This is a genomic window from Marinobacter sp. BW6, assembly GCF_008107725.1.
Classification (GTDB): Bacteria; Pseudomonadota; Gammaproteobacteria; order Pseudomonadales; family Oleiphilaceae; genus Marinobacter.
This window is the reverse complement of the sequence record NZ_VIRN01000037.1, coordinates 378,014-399,214: the sequence shown is the minus strand read 5'-3', so window position 1 is coordinate 399,214 and position 21,201 is coordinate 378,014. Positions and strand designations below refer to the sequence as shown.

Here is a 21,201-nt window from a genome sequence, read left to right as displayed (position 1 = left end):
GCAACATGGATAAAAAACTGTTGGCGATGCTGGCCTGTCCGGTATGCAAAGGTGATCTGAAGCTCAATGAGGACAGAACAGAGCTGGTCTGTTATCAGGACGCCATGGCCTTCCCGATCCGCGAGGGAATTCCGGTTATGTTGGCCACAGAGGCCCGGACCCTGTCCACCGATGAGCGTCTGCACAAGCGCTAAACCCAAGTCCATCAGGGTAGTTACGTCATGTCTTTTACCGTTGTGATTCCGGCCCGCTATGCCTCCAGTCGCCTTCCGGGCAAGCCGCTGGCGGAAATTGCCGGAAAGCCCATGATCCAGCATGTCTGCGAACGTGCTGCGGAAAGCCGGGCAGACCGGGTGGTTGTGGCCACCGACGACAACCGAATACGCGCCGCTTGCGAGAGCTTTGGTGCCGAGGTGGTAATGACATCTCAGAACCACGCCAGTGGCACTGACCGACTCGAAGAAGTCGCCCGGGCGCTTGGTTTTGAGGCCGACCACCGGGTGGTCAACGTGCAGGGTGACGAACCTCTGATTCCGCCGGAACTGATCAATCAGGTTGCCGACAACCTCGAGCTGTATCCGGAAGCCGCCATTGCCACCCTGTGCGAACGCATTCATGACCCGGAGCAGGTCTTCAACCCAAACGTGGTCAAGGTGGTCTTTGATCACCAGGGGATGGCGCATTATTTTAGCCGGGCGCCAATTCCATGGGCCCGGGACCATTGGCAGGAGGGCACGCCTCTAACGGGTGTGGATAGCTCCCTGCCAGACAACATCGGGTATTTCCGACATATTGGTATCTACGGTTACCGCGCGTCGGTCCTGGGTGAGTTTGTCAGTTGGGCACCCGCGCCCACAGAGGTCACCGAATCCCTGGAGCAGTTGCGTGCGCTCTACAATGGCGCCCGGATCCACGTGGATGTCGCCGCCGTGAATCCGCCAGGCGGTATTGATACCGAAGCTGATCTGCAAAGGGTCCGAGACTGGCTTGAAAGGAGGGACATCGGCAATGGCTGAACCAGTAAAAGTACTTTTCGTCTGTCTGGGTAACATCTGTCGCTCGCCCAGTGCCGAAGGTGTGTTTCGTTCCCAGGTGGAGCAGGCTGGTCTGGCAGATCAGGTCCAAATCGATTCCTGTGGCACCGGTCACTGGCACATTGGCAAGAACCCTGACACGCGCGCCCAGGAGGCTGCCCGGCGCCGGGGCATTGATATCAGCGGATTGCGCGCACGCCAGTTCAGTCCAGAGGATCTTGATACCTTCGACTACGTGCTGGTGATGGATCGCCAGAACCTGGCCGACATCAAGGATGTCTGGCATCAGAACGGCGGCACCCGGCCGGCCTTGTTTCTGGAGTACGGTCAATCATCGCATCAGGAGGTGCCAGATCCCTATTACGGTGGCGATGAAGGTTTCGAGATGGTGCTTGATCTGATTCACGACGCTGGCGAGGGGCTACTGGCGGATATCCGGGGGCGCCTGGCTTGAGTCAGCGGCTGGAGATCCGTGAGAACATTGAGCTGGAGGCACTGAACACACTGCACGTGCCGGCCAGAGCCCGCTATTATGCGGAGGCTCACAGTGCTGACGATCTGGTTCGGTCTCTGGACTGGGCTGCGTCCGAAGACCAGGAGGTGCTGATTCTCGGTGGTGGCAGTAACCTGGTGCTGGCCGGCGACTTTATGGGCCTTGTGGTCCGCCTGGCCATTCGCGGACGCCGCTGGGAGCACATCGAAGACCACAGGGCCACCCTGGTGCTTGGAGCTGGTGAGAACTGGCATGAGGCGGTTCTGTATGCAGCCCGGGCCGGTTATCGCGGCATCGAGAATCTGGCACTGATTCCTGGAACCGCTGGTGCCGCTCCGGTTCAGAATATCGGTGCCTACGGGGTCGAACTCTGTGATTGTCTGGAATCGGTTACGGCGCTGGACCGCAAGACTGGTGAGCTGGTTATTCTCGAGAATGCGGAGTGTCGGTTTGCATACCGCGACAGCCTGTTCAAACAGACGCCGGGCCGCTACGTGATCACCGAAATCCGTCTGGGCCTGTCCCGCTTAAGACCACTGGTGCTGGGGTATCGCGATCTTCAGGAGTACCTCGGTGATGCGCCGGAAACCGCCCTTGATCCTCTGCAGGTTGCGGAGGCCGTTATGGCCATCCGTCGACGCAAGCTGCCGGACCCGGACATCATTCCGAATGCCGGGAGTTTCTTCAAGAACCCGGTGGTTGATCGCGCAACCTTTGAATCTCTCAGGGAACGGAACCCCGATATCGTGGCGTACCCTCAGGAGCAGGGCGTTAAGCTGGCCGCGGCCTGGCTGATCGACCAAAGTGGCTGGAAAGGGTTCCGAAATGCCCGGGTGGGCGTTCATAACCGGCAGGCCCTGGTTCTGATTAACCACTCGGGCGGCAGCGGCGCCGACATACTCGAGCTAGCCGAGACGATCCGTCAATCGGTGGCGGAGCGGTTCGGGGTAACGCTGGAAATGGAGCCGGGGATCGTGGGTAGCCAGAGGTAAGCCCGCCTGAGGCGGGCACGGATTCAAAGATCTTTTCAAAGACCTTTGCGGGGCGAGGCATTTACCAGGAATGGCAGCGCTTCAGCCACCGGAATATCCTGTTTTTCTGCATCCCTTCGGCCCTTGTATTCCAGGGTCCCCGCAGCCAGGCCGCGCTCGGACACCACGAACCGATGCGGTATACCGATCAGCTCCATATCGGCGAACTTCACACCCGGACGCTCTTTGCGGTCATCCAGAAGCACGTCGTAGCCGGCCTGGCGCAGCTGCTCATAAAGCTTCTCGCCGGCTTCGGCCACCGTGGGGGACTTGTGGGCGTTAAGAGTGACGATGGCCACCTGGAAAGGCGCAATGGCGTCGGGCCAGATGATGCCATTATCGTCGTGGTTCTGTTCGATGGCTGCGGCCACAACCCGGGAAACGCCCAGGCCGTAGCAGCCCATGTCCATGATCACGGTTTTGCCATTCTCATCCAGAACCGTAGCGTTCATGGCGGTACTGTATTTGTTCCCGAGTTTGAAGATATGGCCGACCTCAATACCGCGTCGGATTTCCAGAGTGCCCTTGCCATCCGGGCTGGGGTCTCCTTCAACCACGTTGCGCAGGTCCTCCACACGCTGAAGCGCTGCGTCTCTCTCCCAGTTCACCCCGGTCAGGTGGAAACCCTCACGGTTCGCGCCGCAGACAAAGTCCGCAAGGTGGGCAGCACTGCGGTCAACAATGACCGGCACATTGATTTTTACCGGTCCGATCGAACCGGCCTTGCACCCGACGGCCTGTTCGATTTCCTCATCGGTGGCCATGGTCAGAGGCTCGGCGACGCCGGCCAGGTTTTCAGCCTTGATTTCGTTGAGGGTATGATCACCACGCAGCACCAGTGCAACCAGGCCGGAGTTGCCGTTTTCGTCCGCTTCGGCCTTCACCAGCAAAGTCTTGACTGTGCGCGTGGCATCAATGCCCAGCAACGCTGACACCGCCTCGATGGTTTTCTGGTCTGGCGTGGCGACTTCCTTCAGCTCCTCGGCCGGGGCAGGGCGGGTACCGCTCGGGGCTACCGCCTCAGCTTTCTCGATGTTGGCCGCATAATCGCTCTCGGTGCTGAATACGATGTCGTCTTCGCCGGAGGACGCGAGCACATGGAACTCGTGGGACGCGCTGCCGCCAATGGCGCCTGAATCCGCTTGTACCGGACGGTAATCCAGGCCAAACCGGTCGAAAATGGCACAGTAGGTGCGATGCATGAGCTCATAGGTTTCGTTCAGGGATTCTGCGTTCAGGTGGAAGGAGTAGGCATCCTTCATGAGGAATTCCCTGGCCCGCATGACGCCGAACCGGGGGCGACGCTCATCCCGGAATTTGGTCTGGACCTGATAGAAGTTGGCCGGCAGTTCCTTGTAGCTGCTCAGCTCGTTCCGGATCAGGTCGGTAATCACCTCTTCGTGGGTCGGCCCGAAACAGAAATCCCGGCCATGCCGGTCTTTCATTCGCAGCAGTTCGCCGCCGTACTGGGTCCAGCGCCCGGATTCCTCCCAGAGTTCGGCCGGTTGAACCGCCGGCATCAAGACTTCCTGAGCACCACTCTTGTCCATTTCTTCGCGAACAATCCGCTCGACCTTGCGCAGGGTACGCAGGCCCATTGGCAACCAGGTGTATAACCCGGCGGCCAGTTTGCGGATCATGCCGGCACGCAACATCAGCTGATGGCTGATGATCTCGGCGTCGGCGGGGGTCTCTTTCTGGGTGGCAATCAGGTAGCGGCTTGCTCGCATCGTGTCTTCCGTTTGTAATAAATCTGAAGTGTTAGACTAATGGACAGGCGGCGGTTGGCCCGCCGAAGCCTTTATTTGTCGTAAAGTGGCCATTATTGTACGGAGCCTGTTGCACAAGGTACAGATGATGACCGACGAATCTATTGATGTGGCCCCGCGGCGCCGGCCGGTTCAGGCGCGCAGCCGGGAACGCGTCAACACCATCCTTCGCCATGCCGCCACCATTTTTCACGAGACCGGTGTCGACGCCGTCAGCATGTCAGCCATTGCAAGGCAGTCGGGCATGTCTCTGGCCTCCCTTTACCGATATTTTCCCAACAAGGCGGCCATCGTTCATGCCATTGCTGAACAGCACGTGGAGAAGATGGAACGAGCCCTGCGTGAGCGTTTGCAGGAGCTGAACCTGGTTGATGCGGTGGACGTTCTGATTGATCAATTCTACGAGTTCTACCGCGATGAGCCTGCCTACTCGGCTATCTGGAGCGGCGTGGAGGCCATGCCCGAACTCAGGGAGCTGGACCTGAGAGAGCTATACAGCAACGCCCGTGACCTGGACCAGAAGCTCAGAGAAGAGTGCCCCCAGATCCCGGAAGACCGCCGCTGGACTGCAAGCCTGCTGCTGCCAAGGTCCGCCGGCACTGTGCTGCGGCTGGCGGTAACCCTCCCTGAAGCCCAGGGGCGGCAGCTTGTGGAAGAACTCAAATGCATGGCGAGGGCCTACGTTCGCGAGCTTGTGGTGTGATTCAGGAAAGATAACCCAGGGGCAGGGCGGTGCTGTCGATCACTCTCCGGAGTACAAAGCTGGAATGCACGCCGCTGACTCCCTGAATGCGGGTGATACGGTTCAACAGGAAATGGTGGTAGTGGTCCATGTCCGGTACCACCACCTTGAGCATGTAATCGGCGTCCTGGCCGGTGATCAGATAGCACTCCTGCACCTCCGGGTACTCGGCCACCTGCTCTTCAAACGCCGCGAATCGCTCTGGTGTGTGCCGGTCCATACCAATCAGTATAATCGCCGTCAGTGACAGGCCAAGCTTCTTGTGGTCCAGAATAGTGACGGTGCTGACAATAATGCCAGCATCCTCAAGAGCCCTCACACGGCGCAAGCAGGGTGAAGGTGACAGCCCGACCTTTTCTGCCAGTTCCTGGTTGGTCAGGGAGCCATCCTGTTGGAGGTGTTCGAGGATGCGACGGTCCATCTTGTCGATTTTGACGAGGGTTTTCTGATTTTCGGCCATAATATTCCGCTAATCGGGTTTAACCAGCAATTTATGAATTAAAAAGTACGCCTTCTGTTGAGAGTTCGCAATCAAATTCCAGCTTTATTGCGTTAACCTGTACACACTGAAGATTCCATTCCCGAAACCGCAAGGAATTACACGCATGGCTTTCGATCATCGCAAATACGTTGCGTTCAAACCTGTTGCCAAAACCGACCGTCGCTGGCCGAACAAGGTCATCGAGAAGGCGCCGACCTGGTGTGCCGTGGACCTTCGGGATGGCAATCAGGCGCTGGTAAAGCCCATGTCTGTCGCCCAGAAAACGCGGATGTTCGAGCTGCTGGTCAAGCTGGGATTCAAGGAAATCGAGATTGGCTTTCCTGCTGCAAGCCAGCCGGATTTCGACTTCTGCCGCAAACTCATTGAAGAAAATCGTATTCCCGAGGACGTTAAGATCCAGGTGCTGACCCAGGCTCGCCCTGAACTGATCGAGCGCACCTACGAAGCACTGTCCGGCGCCCGCAAGGCGATCGTCCATGTCTACAATTCCACGTCCACGGTCCAGCGGGAGCAGGTGTTTGGCCTGGATCGCGATGGCATCAGGGATATTGCCGTCAATGGTGCAAAACTGGTTCGTGACATTGCCGCCCGCCACCCGGAAACCGAGTGGACCTTCCAGTATTCACCGGAGAGCTTTACCGGTACCGAGCTGGATTTCGCCGCGGAAGTGATTGATGCCGTGAGCGCGGTCTGGCGCCCGGAAGAGGGGCAGCCGATGATCATCAATCTGCCTGCGACTGTTGAAATGGCGACACCCAATGTGTTCGCAGACCAGATCGAATGGATCTGCGACAACATTCAGCGCCGCGAGCACATCAGCATCAGCGTGCACACTCACAACGATCGTGGCTGCGCCGTGGCCGCTGCCGAACTGGCGGTCATGGCCGGAGCCGACCGGGTCGAGGGCACCCTGATGGGCAACGGTGAGCGCACTGGCAACATGGACCTCGTGACCATGGCCATGAACCTTTATTCCCAGGGCATTGATCCGACTCTGGATTTGTCCGGCATGGCAGAGATCACCGAGGTTGTTGAAGCCTGTACCGAGATTTCTACCCATCCCCGTCATCCCTACGCCGGCGAACTGGTCTTTACCGCCTTTTCCGGGAGCCATCAGGACGCTATCCGTAAGTGTCTGGCGCGCCGCAAGGAAGGAGAGACCTGGAACGTCGCTTACCTGCCCATCGATCCGTTTGATGTCGGCCGTCGCTATGAGGAAGTGGTGCGCATCAACAGCCAGTCCGGTAAAGGCGGAGTCGCTTATGTGCTGGAGCGGGATTACAACATCAGCCTGCCACGCTGGTTGCAGATCGAGTTCAGCAAGGTGGTTCAGCGAGAAGCAGAAACCAACGGCGGTGAGATCGACTCACTGACCATTCATCGCCTGTTCGAGGATCGCTACCTGAAAGTCCACGCCGATTGGGCGCTGCGCTCCTATGACCTGCATCGGGACGAAGAAGGCGTTCACGCCGAGGTGTCGGTGGGTCGTGAGGCTTCTCCAGTACGCCTGGATGGTCATGGATTGGGCGCTGTAGAGGCGGTGTCAGAGGCGCTTGAGAAGCGGTTTGGCATATCCATCGCAGTGGAGGCTTACGATGAGTTTGCACTGGGTGAGGGCACGAACGCCAACGCACTGGCCTGTATTCGCTTGACCGCAAGCGGTATGCATTGCAGTGCAGCGGCACTTGCCGAGGACACCACGTCTGCCACCCTGCAGGCCTTGTTCTCGGCTGTTGCCCAGGCGGTGGGTGTTGAAATGCCCAGGAAAGAAATGGAGGCCGAAGCGGCGGGTGTGTAATAGCGCACCGCCCTGACGACACAAGCCGGCACGAGTGCCGGCTTGTTGGTTTTCCGATGCCCGTGAGGGGCAAAGGACGGAGCGTAGACCCTCAGACCGGGGTAACGTTTTCCGCCTGCGGACCTTTCGGGCCCTGTGTTACGGTGAACTGTACCTGCTGGCCTTCGGTCAGGGTACGGAAACCGCTTGCATTGATTGCGCTGTAGTGAACAAACACGTCGCTGCCACCGTCCTGAGCAATGAAGCCAAAGCCTTTGGACTCGTTAAACCACTTAACGTGGCCGGTTTTAGTATCGGACATTGATCTTTCCTGTCTTTCTGTAATTTGCCCTCACGGGACCTTCAAAATTCCACATGGAATCGTTGCTGAGAAATCCAGAGAGTACTGAGGAAGGGGCAACGAAGAGCACTTCGGCAGGACGTTGAAACGCATTCACCAAATACCGCTGTATTTTCACAGCAATTTCAGTATAGACCGACTTTGGGGGGCGTCAACGAAATTTTTGCACCTTTAGTGCAGGTTTTATTCTCGGCAAAAACAACGGCTTGGGATTTGGTTGAACAAAAAGTGCCCGCCATCCGTTTTCCGGAGGCGGGCACGGTTCAGGGCGCTTCTATCAGTGGCGAAATTGCTCGCTGATTTCTTCCAGAATGGCCGGGTCATCAATGGTGCTGGGTACCGAGTAGTCCTCGCCATCGGCAATCTGTCGGATAACCCGTCTGAGGATTTTGCCGGAACGGGTCTTGGGCAAGCGATCGACGACCAGGGCACGCCGGAAACAGGCGATTGCACCGATTTTATCGCGAACCATCTCCACCAGTTCATCTTCCAGTTCATCATGGTCGATGGTTGCGCCATCCTTGATGAGAACCAGGCCGATGGGGATTTGCCCTTTCATGTCGTCGTGAGCGCCGACCACGCAGCATTCGGCTATGGCTGGATGGGAGGCTACCACTTCTTCCATCTCGCCAGTGGAAAGCCGGTGGCCAGCCACATTAATAACATCATCGGTACGGCCCATGACGAACACATACCCGTCATCGTCTATAAATCCGCCGTCGCCGGAACTGTAGAACCCCGCAATGGGCTCCAGATAGGTTTTTCGGAAGCGGTCGTCGTCGCCCCAGACTGTCATCATGCAGCCCGGCGGCAGTGGTAGTTTTACGGCGATCTGCCCCTGCTCGCCTGCAGGCATCTGGCTGCCTTTCATGTCCACCACCTGGACGTTGTAGCCGGGGGAGGGCACGGTCGCCGAGCCTGGCTTGGTGGCCATCATTTCGATACCCACCGGATTACAGCAAATGGCCCACCCGGTTTCGGTCTGCCACCAGTGGTCAAGAACCGGCAGGCTGGTATGTTCCTTCAGCCATTCATAGGTGGCTGGATCCAGGCGTTCGCCGGCCAGGAACAGGCGTTTCAGTGAGCTGATGTCATAGCGTGACAGCTGATCGGCTTCCGGGTCTTCCTTGCGGACAGCGCGGAATGCCGTCGGGGCGGTAAACAGCATGTTGACCTTGTGGTCCTGCACCACTCGCCAGAAGGCACCGGCATCCGGCGTTTTGACAGGCTTGCCTTCGTACATGATGGTAGTGCAGCCCGCGAACAGTGGGGCGTAAACGATATAGCTGTGGCCAACGACCCAGCCAACGTCGGAGGCGGCCCAGTATACATCGCCGGGTTTGGCGTCGTAGACCAGCTTCATGCTGTAGTTCAGCGCGACCGCGTGGCCCCCATTATCCCGAACCACACCCTTCGGTTTTCCGGTAGTGCCAGAGGTGTACAGGATATACAGCGGATCCGTTGATTTTACGGGCACCGGGTCGGCTGGTTCAGCCGCTTTCATCAACTCGTTCCAGTCATGGTCCCGGCCAGCCTGAAGGTCGGCCTTCGCCTGGGGGCGCTGGTAAACAATGCAGGTTTCCGGTTTGTGGCTGGCCTGATCGATGGCCCTGTCGACCAGAGGCTTATACTCGATCACTTTGGTGACTTCTATGCCGCACGAAGCAGTAATCAGTGCCTTGGGAGTTGCGTCGTCGATGCGCACGGCCAGTTCGTGAGCGGCAAATCCGCCAAAGACGACGGAGTGAATGGCCCCGATGCGCGCACAGCCCAGCATCGCAACGACTGCTTCAGGAATCATCGGCATGTAGATGATGACCCGGTCACCTTTGGTGATGCCACGGTCTTTCAGGGCGCCGGCGAACCGGGCAACTTCGTCGGTGAGTTCGTTGTAGGTGTAGGAGCGCTGGGTGTCGGTTACCGGGGAATCGTAGATCAGGGCTTTCTGTTCGCCTCGGCCCGCCCGGATGTTGGCATCCAGGGCAACATCGCAGCTGTTCAGGGTGCCGTCAGGGAACCACTGTCCGTGGCCATTGTCGGTTGGCTGCCAGATGGTTTTCGGCGGTTCAATCCAGTCTATTTTTTCCGCCTGTTCACGCCAGAAGTCGTCCGGTTTGTCTATCGACCGCCGGAACTCTGAGTGGTAGTACATACATTCCACCTCATCGTGCCTGTTGTTGTTTTAGTCTGTTTCCTGACAACTTTAGGCCGTTTGAAATCATGGACTAGTAGACCATTGGCTTAGACTGGGGGCTTCAGGGGCCAGTTTCTTCACCAGATTTGACTGAAGTCACCTTCGCAGTCATTTCACCTCGCGCAACGCGGGCCGAAATGACATCGCCCGGGTTAACGTTGGACGCATCCCGGAGAATGTTTCCACTGTTGTCGCGGACAATGGAATACCCTCGTCCAAGCGTCGCCAGGGGACTGACCACATTCAGGGTCTGCGCCGCGTGTTCCAGGTAGTCGCGACGCTGCTTCAGATTCTGTTGCATCACAGAAACCAATCGCTCGCTCACGCGCCGGAGGCCTTCCTGGCTATCCGAAAGCTGGCGGCGTGGTGACTGCATGACCAGTCTCTGGCGCAGGTGATCATTGCGCACGCCAACGGTTGTAAGGCGCTGTCGCATAGCCTTCTGAAGTCGCAGCTCCAGCTCATCCATGCGCTGGGTTTTCTCTAAAAGTTCCCTTCGTGGATCCCGCAACCGGGCACCCAGGTGTCCGAGTTGTGTGGCCAGGCGCTTGAGGGCAAGGCTCATGGCATTGGAAAGCCGGGATTCCCGCTCGCGAATCTGTTGGAGCCAATGGGACTGATCCGGTGAAATTTTCTCGGCTGCAGCCGAGGGTGTCGGCGCCCTGAGATCGGCCACAAAATCCGCAATGGTGACATCCACTTCGTGCCCAACCGCACTGACGGTGGGAATCCGGCAAGCGGCAATGGCCCGGGCCACCGCCTCTTCATTGAAGCACCACAGGTCTTCCAGGGAGCCGCCGCCCCGGCCGATGATCAGCACGTCTGCAACGCCGTGGCTCTGGGCGGTTTCAATGGCTCGGACAATGTCGGCTGTGGCGGCTTTGCCTTGCACGGCAGTGGGGTAGAGTGTCACCGGAATAGCGGGGCAGCGCCGGGCAAGAACGGTCAGTATGTCGTGGATCGCGGCGCCGGTAGGTGAAGTCACCACCCCGATGTGCCTTGGCAGTGAGGGCAGCGGTTTCTTACGGCCCTGCTCAAACAGTCCCTCGGCCAGCAGCTTGCGCTTGAGCTCCTCAAAAGCCTGCTGCAGGGCGCCGAGCCCCGCCGGTTCAATATGCTCCACGATGATCTGGAAATCGCCCCGGTTCTCGTAGAGAGTCACCTTGCCGCGAATCCGGACCTGGTCACCCTCCTTGGGAAGCGTGCGGATACGCTGATTCATTCCCCGGAACATGGCGCAGCGAACCTGGCATTTTCGGTCTTTCAGCGAAAAGTACCAGTGGCCGGATGAGGGGCGTGAAAATCCGGAGAGTTCACCTTCCACCCATACCTGCATAAAGCTGGATTCCAGCAGGTGTCTGGCCTGGTGGTTCAGCTCACTGACACTGAGTGCCCGGGGGCGGGAGTCCTGAAGATGCGGCGTCGCCGGTCCTGATCCGTCGTTATACATACGCAATAGCCGAAAAGAGGGAGGGTAAAAATAGCGAAATTTCAAAAAGATGCAATGGAACCTTAAAAACGGGCCGGTTTACTGTCCCCGAGAGCCCCATTATAATAGATCGATTAAGGATTTTGCTTTGTCGTACCGCCGCGGGTACGGCATTGAATTTCCCAACTTAGCACGATCAAAAGGCGGATCCCAATGCTGCGAATTGCCGAAGAAGCCCTTACATTTGATGACGTACTGCTGGTTCCCGGATACTCAGAAGTTCTGCCCCACGAGGTCAGCCTGCAGACCCAGTTGACCAAGGGTATCACTCTCAATATCCCTCTTCTGTCTTCCGCAATGGATACCGTTACCGATGCAGAGCTTGCCATCGCGATGGCTCAGGAAGGCGGTATCGGTATCATGCACAAGAACATGACTGTTGAGCAACAGGCGGCGGCTGTCCGCAAGGTCAAGAAGTTCGAAAGTGGTGTTGTTAAGGATCCGATTACAGTCTCGCCAGAGACAACGGTTCGCGAACTGGTGGACATCACCATGGCAAACAGCATTTCTGGCCTGCCTGTGGTGGATGGTCACGACCTGATCGGTATCGTGACTGGCCGTGACATCCGGTTTGAAAGCCGCATGGATACACTGGTTCGAGACATCATGACGCCGAAGGAGAAGCTGGTTACGGTCAAGGAAGGCGCCTGCCTCGAGGAAGTGAAAGAGCTTCTGCATCGTCATCGTATCGAGAAAGTTCTCGTCGTAAACGATAACTTCGAGCTGCGCGGACTGATTACCGTCAAGGACATCCAGAAGGCCAAAGATTACCCACTAGCGTGTAAGGATGATCAGGGTCGTCTGCGAGTCGGCGCAGCCGTCAGTACCGGTGGTGACACCGAAGCCCGTATTACCGCACTGGCCGAAGCCGGCGTTGACGTAATTGTGGTAGACACTGCCCACGGTCATTCCCGGGGTGTTATTGAGCGTGTTCGCTGGATCAAACAGAATTTCCCGGACGTTCAGGTAATTGGCGGTAACATTGCCACTTCGCACGCGGCGATCGCCCTGGCAGATGCCGGCGCGGATGCCGTGAAGGTGGGTATTGGTCCTGGTTCCATCTGTACCACGCGTATCGTTGCCGGTATCGGTGTGCCCCAGATTTCTGCGGTTTCCAACGTCGCTGCAGCCCTGAAGGATCGTGGCGTACCGCTGATTGCCGATGGTGGTATCCGGTTCTCTGGCGACATCGCCAAGGCAATTGCTGCCGGCGCCCACAGCGTGATGATCGGTAGCCTGCTTGCGGGTACGGATGAAGCTCCTGGTGAAGTTGAGCTGTTCCAGGGCCGTAGTTACAAGGCCTACCGGGGCATGGGCTCAATCGGCGCCATGGGGCAGGGCTCCAGTGACCGTTACTTCCAGGATGCCAGCAAGGGTATCGAGAAGCTGGTGCCGGAAGGCATCGAAGGTCGCGTTGCCTGCAAGGGACCGATGCGTAACATCGTGCACCAGTTGATCGGCGGTCTTCGTGCTTCCATGGGCTACACCGGTAGCGCCACCATGGAAGAAATGCGGACCAAGCCGGAATTTGTGCGCATCACCAACGCCGGCATGCGCGAGAGCCATGTTCACGACGTGACGATCACCAAAGAAGCGCCAAACTACCGTATCGGTTAATCATTGCCCTACCAGACGCGGCCCCCAGAGGGCCGCGTTGTTTATTCAGCTCCGAGGACTCCATGGCCCAGAATATTCACGATCACCGCATCCTGATTCTCGATTTCGGTTCCCAGTACACCCAGCTGATCGCCCGCCGTGTACGGGAAATCGGCGTCTACTGTGAGATCAAGGCGTTCGATATTACCGATGAAGAGCTCAATGAATTCAATCCTAAAGGGATTATTCTTGCCGGTGGTCCGGAGTCGGTAACCCAGCTGGGCGGTCCCCGAGCGCCGGAAGGACTTTTTGAGCGTGGTATTCCGGTACTTGGCATCTGCTACGGCATGCAAACCATGGCAGAGCAGCTTGGAGGCCGTGTTGCCAGCTCCGAGAAACGCGAGTTCGGCTATGCCCAGGTCAAGGTGCGCGCCAAGGGCCCGCTGTTGGCGGACATTACCGATCACCTGACACCAGCTGGTGAGTCCCTGCTGGACGTGTGGATGAGCCATGGTGACAAGGTTGTAGCAATGCCGGAAGGCTTTGAATTGCTGGCCTCCACCGAAAGTGCGCCGATTTCTGCGATGCAGGATCTCAGCCGAAATCTTTACGGTGTTCAGTTCCACCCGGAGGTAACCCACACCCTCCAGGGTAAGCGAATCCTCGAACATTTCATCCTGACTATCTGTAAATGTGAAGCCCTGTGGACACCGGCCAAAATCGTGGATGACGCAGTTCAGCAGATTCGAGCCCAGGTCGGCAGCGACAAGGTGTTGCTCGGCCTGTCCGGTGGTGTGGACTCATCGGTAACGGCAGCACTGCTGCATCGTGCTATCGGTGATCAGCTGACCTGCGTGTTCGTGGATAACGGCCTCCTGCGTCTTCACGAAGGCGACCAGGTTATGGACATGTTCGCCAGCAACATGGGCGTAAAAGTGATTCGGGTTGATGCCGAAGACCTGTTCCTGTCCAAGCTCAAAGGCGTCAATGATCCCGAGCAGAAACGGAAGATCATCGGCAATACCTTTATCGACGTGTTCGACGACGAGGCCGCCAATATTAAGGATGTGAACTGGCTGGCACAGGGCACGATCTATCCGGATGTCATCGAGTCTGCCGCGTCCAAGACCGGCAAGGCGCATGTGATCAAGTCCCACCACAACGTAGGTGGCTTGCCGGAAACCATGAAAATGAAGCTGGTGGAGCCGCTGCGAGAGTTGTTCAAGGATGAGGTGCGCCGCATCGGTCTTGAGCTCGGCTTGCCGTATGACATGGTTTACCGCCACCCGTTCCCGGGACCGGGCCTTGGCGTTCGTATCCTGGGCGAGGTGAAAAAGGAGTACGCCGATATCCTGCGCCGTGCCGATGCCATATTCCTAGAAGAGCTGCACAGGGCGGATTTCTACCACAAGACCAGCCAGGCCTTCGCGGTTTTCCTGCCGGTCAAGTCGGTGGGCGTGGTAGGGGATGCCCGCCGCTATGAATACGTGGTGGCCCTTCGTGCTGTTGAAACCATCGATTTCATGACCGCCCGTTGGGCGCATCTGCCGTACGATCTCCTTGAGATCGTTTCCAACCGGATCATCAACGAGATCACCGGGGTTTCCCGGGTGACCTACGATGTCTCGTCCAAGCCGCCGGCTACGATTGAGTGGGAATGATCGTGCCTGAGTGCTGGAGCGGAATGTGCTGTCGCTACCAGAGGTTCAAGGGTTCGTCGCTAGAACGAGAAGCGGGCGCCAAACATGGGTCCGCTAAAACTGAAATCCTGCATAAGACCCTGTGAACCGAGATCATACTCCAGGTGTCTATAGCTGATCATCAAGCCTCCCCACCCGAATGCGTAGGATGCGCCGGCCAGTGCTTGCCAGGTAAGGTCAGCATCGCCGGTTCCGACATCAAGATAGTAATTCAAAGACCAGTTGCCGTTACCAATGTTGGTCGCACCTTTGGTGCCGACAAGCACATCCCAGAATTCCTGGTCGGAATCGACGGATCCTTGTCGGGCCAAAACGGTTCCTCCGCCTGGCAACTCAACGTCAACGCTCAGGTTCCAGCTGGTTTTTGCTTCAATGCTGAAGTAACGGGTACCTGCAAAAACGTCGAGCGATAAGCGAGCATCCCTGAGCAGGTTATAACCACCTGCCAGAGTCACAGCGAAGCCATCGATGTCGGTACTGGTGTTCAGGTTTGTGCTTGCATCTACAGGAAGACGGTCGCCTGTTCCTGACAAGACTGACACAACTCGGTCGTCATCCGATTCCAGCCCCAGATAAATAACATCTGAAAAAATAAGGAAGCGTTCTTTTCGGGCTTCTCCCTGGAGGAGGAACGCGCCGTTCAGCAGGTCAAGCCAGTCGGTCGGTCCCACATCAACCCGTGCGGACCCACCATTATTGTTGTTGCTGGGGATGTCATAGTTCAGCTTGCCGCTGATCGTTGGCAACCAAAGGTAGGGCGTTAACTGAAATTGCCAACCACCAGTGACTTCTTCTGCCATTGCGCTTTGAAAGGCCAGGGGGGCTAGCAGAAGTAGCTTTGAATTCTTCATCAGTTCTCCGGCCATCCGGCGAGGGTGTATGCGTAATCCTTGCGCCAGTCGGTTTTAGCGGGCGTTTTCGTGACTCTTATTTGGCCTTCTCTACGGCGACTGCCAGAGACTCAGTAATCGTTAACGCAACGATATCGCCGACCTCAGCTCGCCTGAGGTTGTCGGGATTTCTCGCAACATATTCCTGCAATTCTCCGTCAGGCCCTTCGAGAATGAAGGTGTTATCTTCAAGATTGATGGCTTTTACGACCGAAACAATGACAACGGAATCCACAGCCATGCCTGACGGCATTTCGCCTTCATCGGCACGCGCAGCTGCCAGCATTTCGGCCTGATCTGGTCCAAGACCGTCTCCCGCCATGACTTCAATGGAAATAGTGCGGACATGCTCTGCAACGAGAGTGTCTCCGGGTGAAACCTGTTTCAGGTTGCGGACATCGTCACTGGCGATCAACGTTTGCGTTTCACCCATGTCGTCGATCAGGGTGATTTCGCGAGTCTCGTAGTTAATGGATTTCACGACAGCGCTGACCGTCCGGGTCTGGCTGGCCGAAAACGAGGGTTTTTCAAAGGTTGCTGATACTGAGCCGTCGCTCGGAGTTGCCGCAGTGGCGATCTGGCTGGGTAAACCAGCCAGGCTGGCACAAAAAACCAATCCAGCTAGGGATAGTCGTTGGAAGCTTTTCATCAATCGAACCTCGTGACGTTGATAACATCCGGTGTGAAAGTCAGAACTTGCTCGTTCATAGTCTGACTATTCCCCTAAAGCTGTCCGGTCGCTATCAAGAAAACGCATAGCGTTATCGGAACGGGCGCGCCGTCAGTCGATTACAAACGCTCCGGGCTCCCCGTGCCTGTCTGGCTCTGGCTCAAGGTTTCGGAAGGTGATTCTCTGAACAGCCGCTTGTAGTCGAGCGAAAACTGGCCCATGTGTGCAAAGCCGCACTCTCGGGCGATACTCGTAACCGTGGCTGTGGAAGGGTCAGCATGCTGAAGTAGCATCCTGGCTTTTCTCAGTCGCTCCTGTTTCAAGAAGGCCATCGGTGTGATGCCGTAGGTGCGCAGAAAAAGATAACCGAGCGTTCGCTTGCTTACACCGGACGCTTCAGAAAGATGACCGAGCTGGATTCTTTCTTTCATGTGGCGAGCGATGTAGGCAAGCGCTTCATCCAGTCTGTTGTGATACGTCGATCTCTTATTCGGCATGGTCTTGATAGTTCAGGACACCGGTCGATGTTGGATTGCGTGAGCGTTGATTCTAGTGCGGAAGGAAATTGTTTCGCTATCGTGAATCCGCACGAATCAGGATTGGCGGCAAAGCGATTGGGGCGGGGAAAATAGACGGGGCCGAAAGCTTATTCAAGGTAGCGACGGCTGGCCAATCGAATTTTTTATTCAAGTGGAAATCCGGAAAGGCGGACGGTATTCTCCCGTTGCCTGACAGGGCATGGTCAAATAGTGCCGATTGTGAATAATCGACGGAATGCCGCATTCAATGCCTGACCGCAATGAAATTGACGAATTTTGGATGAATCGCGCGCTGCAGCTGGCTGGTGAGGCTGCAGAAAAGGGCGAGGTGCCTGTTGGTGCTGTCGTGGTCCTCGATGGCAAGGAAATCGGCGCTGGTTTTAACGCGCCGATTTCCGGTTGCGATCCCACGGCCCATGCGGAAATCCGGGCCCTGCGCGATGCCGCCGCCAGGGTGGGCAATTATCGGCTGCCCGATGCCACGCTTTACGTTACTCTGGAGCCCTGTACCATGTGCGTGGGTGCCATCGTTCATGGCCGCATCAGTCGACTGGTTTATGGTGCCAGAGAGCCCAAGGCAGGTGCGATAGAATCTGCCCGCCGTACGCTGGAAGAGCCCCACCTTAACTGGGATGTGACGGCGGTTGGGGGTGTTCTCTCAGACCAGTGCAGCCAGGTGATCAGTGAGTTTTTCAGCCGGCGGCGGGCAGAGATCCGGCGTCTGCGCAAACAGAAATCAGGGAAGGGGTAGTTCTCGCCTATGAAAGTCCTCGTTACCGGCGGAGCCGGGTATATTGGCAGTCATGTGGTTCGTCAGCTTGGCCAGGCTGGTCACGATATCGTGGTTTTCGATAATCTCTCCACTGGCTACCGCTGGGCGGTGACCGCTGGCGAGCTGGTGGTCGGAGATCTGTCCGACGAGGCGGCAATCGAGGATCTGTTCTCCCGTCACCGGTTTGAGGCGGTTCTGCATTTCGCGGCCAACATTGTGGTGCCGGAATCCGTCGCCAACCCCTTGAAGTACTACAGCAACAATACCCGCAATACCCTGAACCTGCTGAAAGCGGTCGAAAAGCACCAGGTGCCCTATATGGTGTTCTCATCCACTGCGGCGGTTTATGGCATGCCTGAGCAAACGGTGCTCACCGAGGATCTGCCGCTGGCGCCGATCAACCCGTATGGCGCATCCAAGATGATGAGCGAACGGATGATCATGGATCTGGCGGCAGCCTCCAGCCTCAACTACGTGATTCTCCGTTACTTCAATGTGGCGGGGGCCAACCCGGAAGGACTGCTGGGCCAGGCCACACCCGAAGCCACGCATCTGATCAAGGTGGCCTGTGAATGCGTGACCGGCCAGCGTGAGGGTATGAGTGTCTTCGGCACCGATTACGATACCCGGGACGGCACCTGCATTCGCGACTACATTCATGTGGAAGATCTTGCCAAGGCCCATGTGATGGCGCTGAACTACATGGCAGGCGGTGGCCATTCGAAGGTCATGAACTGCGGTTATGGTCGCGGTTTCACGGTTCGGGAGGTGATTGATGTGGTCAAGGCGCAATCCGGCGTTGATTTTCCGGTCACGGAAACCGGCCGTCGCGCCGGCGACCCTGCAGCATTGATGGCGGACAACACCCTTATTCGCCAGACTTTGGGCTGGCAGCCGGACCATGACAACCTGGATACCATTGTCGGCACGGCTCTGGCCTGGGAAGCGATCTGGCAGAAGAAAAAAGCCGAAGATAGCCAATAACTTTTCTGTATTCGTATCGGGATTTAAAGGATGAAAATAACGATTTTTGGAACCGGTTATGTAGGTCTGGTAACCGGCGCCTGTCTGGCGGATGTTGGTCATGACGTCCTGTGTATGGATGTCGACAAGGGCAAGATAGAAAAACTGAAAAATGGTCAGATTCCCATTTACGAACCCGGCCTGGACAATATCGTAAAGCACACCGTTGAAGCGGGCCGCCTTTCCTTTACAACGGATACGGAGGAAGCCGTTCGCCACGGCACTCTGCAGTTTATTGCCGTGGGTACGCCCCCGGACGAGGATGGTTCCGCGGACCTCCAATACGTTACCGCTGTGGCTCGCTCCATCGGCGAGTACATGGAGGACTACAAGGTAGTCGTCGACAAGTCCACGGTGCCAGTCGGCACCGGCGACAAGGTTCGTGCTGCGGTTCGTGCCCAGCTGGATCGTCGTGGCCTGGAGCTCGATTTTGATGTGGTGTCCAACCCTGAGTTTCTCAAGGAAGGCGCGGCCATCAATGATTTCATGAAGCCCGATCGCATTGTTGTCGGGACCGATAGCGAGCGGGCGGCTGAGCTTTTGCGGGAGGTCTATTACCCATTCAACCGCAGTCACGACCGTATGATCTTTATGGATTTGCGGTCCGCAGAACTCACCAAGTATGCAGCCAACTCCATGTTGGCCACCAAGATCAGCTTTATGAACGAAATCGCCAACCTGGCAGAGCGACTGGGCGCTGATATCGAAGCCGTGCGCCGGGGTATTGGCTCCGACCCGCGGATTGGTTATCACTTCATCTATCCCGGCTGTGGCTACGGCGGTTCCTGTTTCCCGAAAGACGTTCAGGCCCTCGCCCGAACCGCCAGCGACTGCGGTTACGACGCACGCCTGCTGAATGCGGTTGAATCGGTGAACTACGCCCAGAAGCACGTGCTGTTTGACAAGATCAGCCATTATTTCGGCGGCGATCTGAGCGGCAAGGTCGTTGCGCTCTGGGGGCTGGCGTTCAAGCCAAATACGGATGATATGCGAGAAGCGTCTGCTCGTACCCTGATGGAAGATCTCTGGAAGGCTGGCGCCAGGGTCCAGGCCTTTGACCCGGAGGCCATGGAAGAAACCCAGCGTATCTATGGTGATCAGGATGGCCTGACTCTTTGCGGTACTAAGGAGCAGGCGCTCAAGGGTGCGGATGTACTGGCTATCTGCACCGAGTGGAAGGAATTCCGTTCGCCGGACTTTGAATCCATTGCCGCCGCCATTCGTGAGCCTGTGGTCTTTGACGGCCGCAACCTGTACGAGCCGGAAATGCTGGAGCGCTACGGTCTCATCTACTACGCCATTGGCCGTGGCCGCACCCAGTTCCACTCGGAGTAACTGTAGATAACCGGAGGGGGATCATGAGCGAGCCGGCGATTTTCAGCTTGCACGATCGACTGCAGGCCGACACTGTGGGCCTTGGAAGCACCTCGCTGTGTGAGATCCGATTGATGAACGATAGCACCTGGCCGTGGGTGCTGCTGGTGCCGGCAGTGGCCGGGATTAGGGAAGTTTATCAGTTGTCGGCGGATCAGCAGCACCAATTGGTCCGTGAGTCTTCGGTGCTCAGTGAAGCCATGATGGGCGCGTTCGGCGGTGACAAAATGAACGTCGCCGCTCTCGGCAACATGGTGCCTCAGCTCCATCTCCATCATATCGTGCGGTTTGAGGGCGATCCGGCTTGGCCTGGCCCGGTTTGGGGCAAGCAGGCGCCGGTACCTTATTCCGAGGAGGAGCTGCAGCAGGTTCGACAACGACTGGCGCCGGTGCTTGCCGAGCTTCAGGCAGGAGTTTAGTCGTTAGGGCAGGTTAGTGGCGTTTTGCCAGAGTCTGTGAGCCGACCAGTATCATTCTGAGTTCGGTTTTTAGTTTGGCCTTCAGCTCCTCACGCTCTGGGGTCGTTGCATCCAGCGCTTCGGCCCCCTGATTGAAAACCAGTGTGACCATGGCTTCGGCCACCAGTCTCGGCTCCGAAAGTGGCTTGTTCTGTTCATCGGCGATTCGCCGAAGATCATCCGCCAGTTCGGTGACAAAGTGATCAATCTCGGCCTTTACCGCTGTCCGGAAGGGCTTCGACACCCCCGTCCGCTCCCGAAGCATCAGCCGAAACAGGTTTGCGTTGTTGCCCAGATACTCCATGAACGTTTCCACGGATGTCGAAATAGCGCTGCCACCGTCCCGGGCAATCCGTTTACGGGCCTGTCGCATAAGCTGCCGCAGGGCAACGCCGCCTTCATCCACCAGAGCCAGACCCAGTTCATCGAGTTCGGCAAAGTGCCGGTAGAAAGAGGTAGGGGCGATCCCGGCTTCCCGGGCAACTTCCCGTAAACTGAGACTGCCAAACCCCCGGTCCGCGCTTAACTGCGAGAGTGCGGCATCCATCAGCGCCCGACGGGTTTTCAGTTTCTGCTCCGCTCTGGTGGCCAAGTTCAGGCTCCATCTGTTTGGTATGAAAGACGGCATTCTAGCTGCCGGTTAACCAGCAGTCACCCGACTGCCTGATTTGCGTGTCAGCACGCCTGATTTTCGGAGTCATTGTGTTTATAATGGGCGGCTTTTCCGCTATGGTCGCACCATTTTTCAGGCGATCCAGAACACGCACCATATTTGAACACATTAAAC

Annotated in this window: 22 protein-coding genes; 13 read left to right on the top strand and 9 right to left on the bottom strand. The window is 57.2% G+C overall.

The window, feature by feature from the left end; translation table 11 throughout:
* Nucleotides 1–5: 5 nt before the first annotated feature.
* From FMN52_RS03360 to murB, 4 genes are read left to right on the top strand one after another with little or no spacing between them, the layout of a single operon-like run.
* Complete coding sequence (locus tag FMN52_RS03360) at nt 6–194, top strand: Trm112 family protein (protein ID WP_064230163.1); 189 nt, start codon at nt 6–8, stop codon at nt 192–194.
* Nucleotides 195–221: 27 nt separating this feature from the next.
* On the top strand, nt 222–1,016 hold the full coding sequence (gene kdsB, locus FMN52_RS03355; RefSeq protein ID WP_148607294.1) for a 3-deoxy-manno-octulosonate cytidylyltransferase: 795 nt from the start codon (nt 222–224) through the stop codon (nt 1,014–1,016).
* Nucleotides 1,009–1,488, top strand: a complete 480-nt coding sequence (locus tag FMN52_RS03350) for a low molecular weight protein-tyrosine-phosphatase (protein WP_148607293.1) — start codon at nt 1,009–1,011, stop codon at nt 1,486–1,488. Before kdsB ends, FMN52_RS03350 begins: the two co-directional genes overlap by 8 nt.
* Nucleotides 1,485–2,519 (top strand): UDP-N-acetylmuramate dehydrogenase, encoded by a 1,035-nt coding sequence (murB, locus tag FMN52_RS03345; protein WP_148607292.1) that lies wholly within the window; start codon nt 1,485–1,487, stop codon nt 2,517–2,519. The genes FMN52_RS03350 and murB overlap by 4 nt, the downstream gene beginning before the upstream one ends.
* A gap of 35 nt (nt 2,520–2,554) precedes the next feature.
* Here the strand turns inward: murB and FMN52_RS03340 are convergent, their stop codons facing one another.
* Nucleotides 2,555–4,288, bottom strand: a complete 1,734-nt coding sequence (locus tag FMN52_RS03340; RefSeq protein ID WP_148607291.1) for a proline--tRNA ligase — start codon at nt 4,286–4,288, stop codon at nt 2,555–2,557.
* 127 nt (nt 4,289–4,415) lie between these two features.
* Between FMN52_RS03340 and FMN52_RS03335 the strand changes: the two genes are divergently transcribed.
* Nucleotides 4,416–5,030, top strand: coding sequence for a TetR/AcrR family transcriptional regulator (locus FMN52_RS03335; RefSeq protein WP_148607290.1), 615 nt, complete (start codon nt 4,416–4,418; stop codon nt 5,028–5,030).
* Between the two features lies 1 nt (nt 5,031).
* On the opposite strand, the gene FMN52_RS03330 is transcribed toward FMN52_RS03335, so the two are convergent.
* Entirely contained in the window at nt 5,032–5,529 is a 498-nt protein-coding gene (locus FMN52_RS03330) for an Lrp/AsnC family transcriptional regulator (protein ID WP_148607289.1), read from the bottom strand.
* Between the two features lie 145 nt (nt 5,530–5,674).
* Between FMN52_RS03330 and leuA the strand changes: the two genes are divergently transcribed.
* Nucleotides 5,675–7,369, top strand: coding sequence for a 2-isopropylmalate synthase (gene leuA / locus FMN52_RS03325; protein WP_148607288.1), 1,695 nt, complete (start codon nt 5,675–5,677; stop codon nt 7,367–7,369).
* Nucleotides 7,370–7,460: 91 nt separating this feature from the next.
* On the opposite strand, the gene FMN52_RS03320 is transcribed toward leuA, so the two are convergent.
* The 3 genes from FMN52_RS03320 to xseA form a co-directional block, all read right to left on the bottom strand.
* Nucleotides 7,461–7,670, bottom strand: coding sequence for a cold-shock protein (locus tag FMN52_RS03320; protein ID WP_008169155.1), 210 nt, complete (start codon nt 7,668–7,670; stop codon nt 7,461–7,463).
* Between the two features lie 316 nt (nt 7,671–7,986).
* Entirely contained in the window at nt 7,987–9,861 is a 1,875-nt protein-coding gene (locus tag FMN52_RS03315) for a propionyl-CoA synthetase (protein ID WP_148607287.1), read from the bottom strand.
* Between the two features lie 103 nt (nt 9,862–9,964).
* A complete protein-coding gene (gene xseA, locus FMN52_RS03310; protein WP_148607286.1) occupies nt 9,965–11,353 on the bottom strand; it encodes an exodeoxyribonuclease VII large subunit in 1,389 nt (462 codons plus the stop codon).
* A gap of 192 nt (nt 11,354–11,545) precedes the next feature.
* Here xseA and guaB point away from each other — a divergent pair, with 192 nt between their 5' ends.
* The gene (gene guaB, locus FMN52_RS03305; protein ID WP_148607285.1) at nt 11,546–13,009 is read left to right on the top strand and encodes an IMP dehydrogenase; all 1,464 of its coding nucleotides are present in this window, start codon (nt 11,546–11,548) and stop codon (nt 13,007–13,009) included.
* Nucleotides 13,010–13,071: 62 nt separating this feature from the next.
* Nucleotides 13,072–14,649 (top strand): glutamine-hydrolyzing GMP synthase, encoded by a 1,578-nt coding sequence (gene guaA, locus FMN52_RS03300; RefSeq protein WP_148607284.1) that lies wholly within the window; start codon nt 13,072–13,074, stop codon nt 14,647–14,649.
* Nucleotides 14,650–14,708: 59 nt separating this feature from the next.
* On the opposite strand, the gene FMN52_RS03295 is transcribed toward guaA, so the two are convergent.
* A complete protein-coding gene (locus FMN52_RS03295) occupies nt 14,709–15,539 on the bottom strand; it encodes a hypothetical protein (RefSeq protein ID WP_148607283.1) in 831 nt (276 codons plus the stop codon).
* A 76-nt stretch (nt 15,540–15,615) separates the two neighbouring features.
* Nucleotides 15,616–16,059 (bottom strand): hypothetical protein, encoded by a 444-nt coding sequence (locus FMN52_RS03290; RefSeq protein ID WP_148607282.1) that lies wholly within the window; start codon nt 16,057–16,059, stop codon nt 15,616–15,618.
* Here FMN52_RS03290 and FMN52_RS03285 point away from each other — a divergent pair.
* Nucleotides 16,049–16,243 carry a hypothetical protein gene (locus tag FMN52_RS03285; RefSeq protein ID WP_148607281.1) on the top strand — a complete coding sequence of 65 codons (195 nt, stop codon included), beginning with the start codon at nt 16,049–16,051 and terminating at the stop codon, nt 16,241–16,243. The two genes, FMN52_RS03290 and FMN52_RS03285, sit on opposite strands and share 11 nt — an antisense overlap.
* A 124-nt stretch (nt 16,244–16,367) precedes the next feature.
* Here FMN52_RS03285 and FMN52_RS03280 read toward each other — a convergent pair whose 3' ends face one another.
* On the bottom strand, nt 16,368–16,745 hold the full coding sequence (locus tag FMN52_RS03280; protein ID WP_148607280.1) for a helix-turn-helix domain-containing protein: 378 nt from the start codon (nt 16,743–16,745) through the stop codon (nt 16,368–16,370).
* A gap of 289 nt (nt 16,746–17,034) precedes the next feature.
* Between FMN52_RS03280 and tadA the strand changes: the two genes are divergently transcribed.
* From tadA to FMN52_RS03260, 4 genes are read left to right on the top strand one after another with little or no spacing between them, the layout of a single operon-like run.
* Nucleotides 17,035–17,538 carry a tRNA adenosine(34) deaminase TadA gene (gene tadA, locus FMN52_RS03275; protein WP_148607279.1) on the top strand — a complete coding sequence of 168 codons (504 nt, stop codon included), beginning with the start codon at nt 17,035–17,037 and terminating at the stop codon, nt 17,536–17,538.
* A gap of 9 nt (nt 17,539–17,547) precedes the next feature.
* Nucleotides 17,548–18,543 carry a UDP-glucose 4-epimerase GalE gene (gene galE / locus FMN52_RS03270; protein ID WP_148607278.1) on the top strand — a complete coding sequence of 332 codons (996 nt, stop codon included), beginning with the start codon at nt 17,548–17,550 and terminating at the stop codon, nt 18,541–18,543.
* Nucleotides 18,544–18,573: 30 nt separating this feature from the next.
* Nucleotides 18,574–19,917 (top strand): UDP-glucose/GDP-mannose dehydrogenase family protein, encoded by a 1,344-nt coding sequence (locus tag FMN52_RS03265; RefSeq protein WP_148607277.1) that lies wholly within the window; start codon nt 18,574–18,576, stop codon nt 19,915–19,917.
* A gap of 23 nt (nt 19,918–19,940) precedes the next feature.
* Nucleotides 19,941–20,375 (top strand): HIT family protein, encoded by a 435-nt coding sequence (locus tag FMN52_RS03260; RefSeq protein WP_205424886.1) that lies wholly within the window; start codon nt 19,941–19,943, stop codon nt 20,373–20,375.
* A 13-nt stretch (nt 20,376–20,388) separates the two neighbouring features.
* Here FMN52_RS03260 and fabR read toward each other — a convergent pair whose 3' ends face one another.
* Nucleotides 20,389–21,006 carry an HTH-type transcriptional repressor FabR gene (fabR, locus tag FMN52_RS03255; RefSeq protein WP_148607276.1) on the bottom strand — a complete coding sequence of 206 codons (618 nt, stop codon included), beginning with the start codon at nt 21,004–21,006 and terminating at the stop codon, nt 20,389–20,391.
* Nucleotides 21,007–21,201: the final 195 nt, after the last annotated feature.

Coding starts and splice junctions, on each gene's coding strand:
- FMN52_RS03360 (WP_064230163.1), top strand. CDS start 6: ATGGATAAAAAACTGTTGGCGATGCTGGCCTGTCCGGTATGCAAAGGT.
- kdsB (WP_148607294.1), top strand. CDS start 222: ATGTCTTTTACCGTTGTGATTCCGGCCCGCTATGCCTCCAGTCGCCTT.
- FMN52_RS03350 (WP_148607293.1), top strand. CDS start 1,009: ATGGCTGAACCAGTAAAAGTACTTTTCGTCTGTCTGGGTAACATCTGT.
- FMN52_RS03340 (WP_148607291.1), bottom strand. CDS start 4,288: ATGCGAGCAAGCCGCTACCTGATTGCCACCCAGAAAGAGACCCCCGCC.
- FMN52_RS03335 (WP_148607290.1), top strand. CDS start 4,416: ATGACCGACGAATCTATTGATGTGGCCCCGCGGCGCCGGCCGGTTCAG.
- FMN52_RS03330 (WP_148607289.1), bottom strand. CDS start 5,529: ATGGCCGAAAATCAGAAAACCCTCGTCAAAATCGACAAGATGGACCGT.
- leuA (WP_148607288.1), top strand. CDS start 5,675: ATGGCTTTCGATCATCGCAAATACGTTGCGTTCAAACCTGTTGCCAAA.
- FMN52_RS03320 (WP_008169155.1), bottom strand. CDS start 7,670: ATGTCCGATACTAAAACCGGCCACGTTAAGTGGTTTAACGAGTCCAAA.
- FMN52_RS03315 (WP_148607287.1), bottom strand. CDS start 9,861: ATGTACTACCACTCAGAGTTCCGGCGGTCGATAGACAAACCGGACGAC.
- xseA (WP_148607286.1), bottom strand. CDS start 11,353: ATGTATAACGACGGATCAGGACCGGCGACGCCGCATCTTCAGGACTCC.
- guaB (WP_148607285.1), top strand. CDS start 11,546: ATGCTGCGAATTGCCGAAGAAGCCCTTACATTTGATGACGTACTGCTG.
- guaA (WP_148607284.1), top strand. CDS start 13,072: ATGGCCCAGAATATTCACGATCACCGCATCCTGATTCTCGATTTCGGT.
- FMN52_RS03295 (WP_148607283.1), bottom strand. CDS start 15,539: ATGAAGAATTCAAAGCTACTTCTGCTAGCCCCCCTGGCCTTTCAAAGC.
- FMN52_RS03285 (WP_148607281.1), top strand. CDS start 16,049: ATGGATTTCACGACAGCGCTGACCGTCCGGGTCTGGCTGGCCGAAAAC.
- FMN52_RS03280 (WP_148607280.1), bottom strand. CDS start 16,745: ATGCCGAATAAGAGATCGACGTATCACAACAGACTGGATGAAGCGCTT.
- tadA (WP_148607279.1), top strand. CDS start 17,035: ATGCCTGACCGCAATGAAATTGACGAATTTTGGATGAATCGCGCGCTG.
- galE (WP_148607278.1), top strand. CDS start 17,548: ATGAAAGTCCTCGTTACCGGCGGAGCCGGGTATATTGGCAGTCATGTG.
- FMN52_RS03265 (WP_148607277.1), top strand. CDS start 18,574: ATGAAAATAACGATTTTTGGAACCGGTTATGTAGGTCTGGTAACCGGC.
- FMN52_RS03260 (WP_205424886.1), top strand. CDS start 19,941: ATGAGCGAGCCGGCGATTTTCAGCTTGCACGATCGACTGCAGGCCGAC.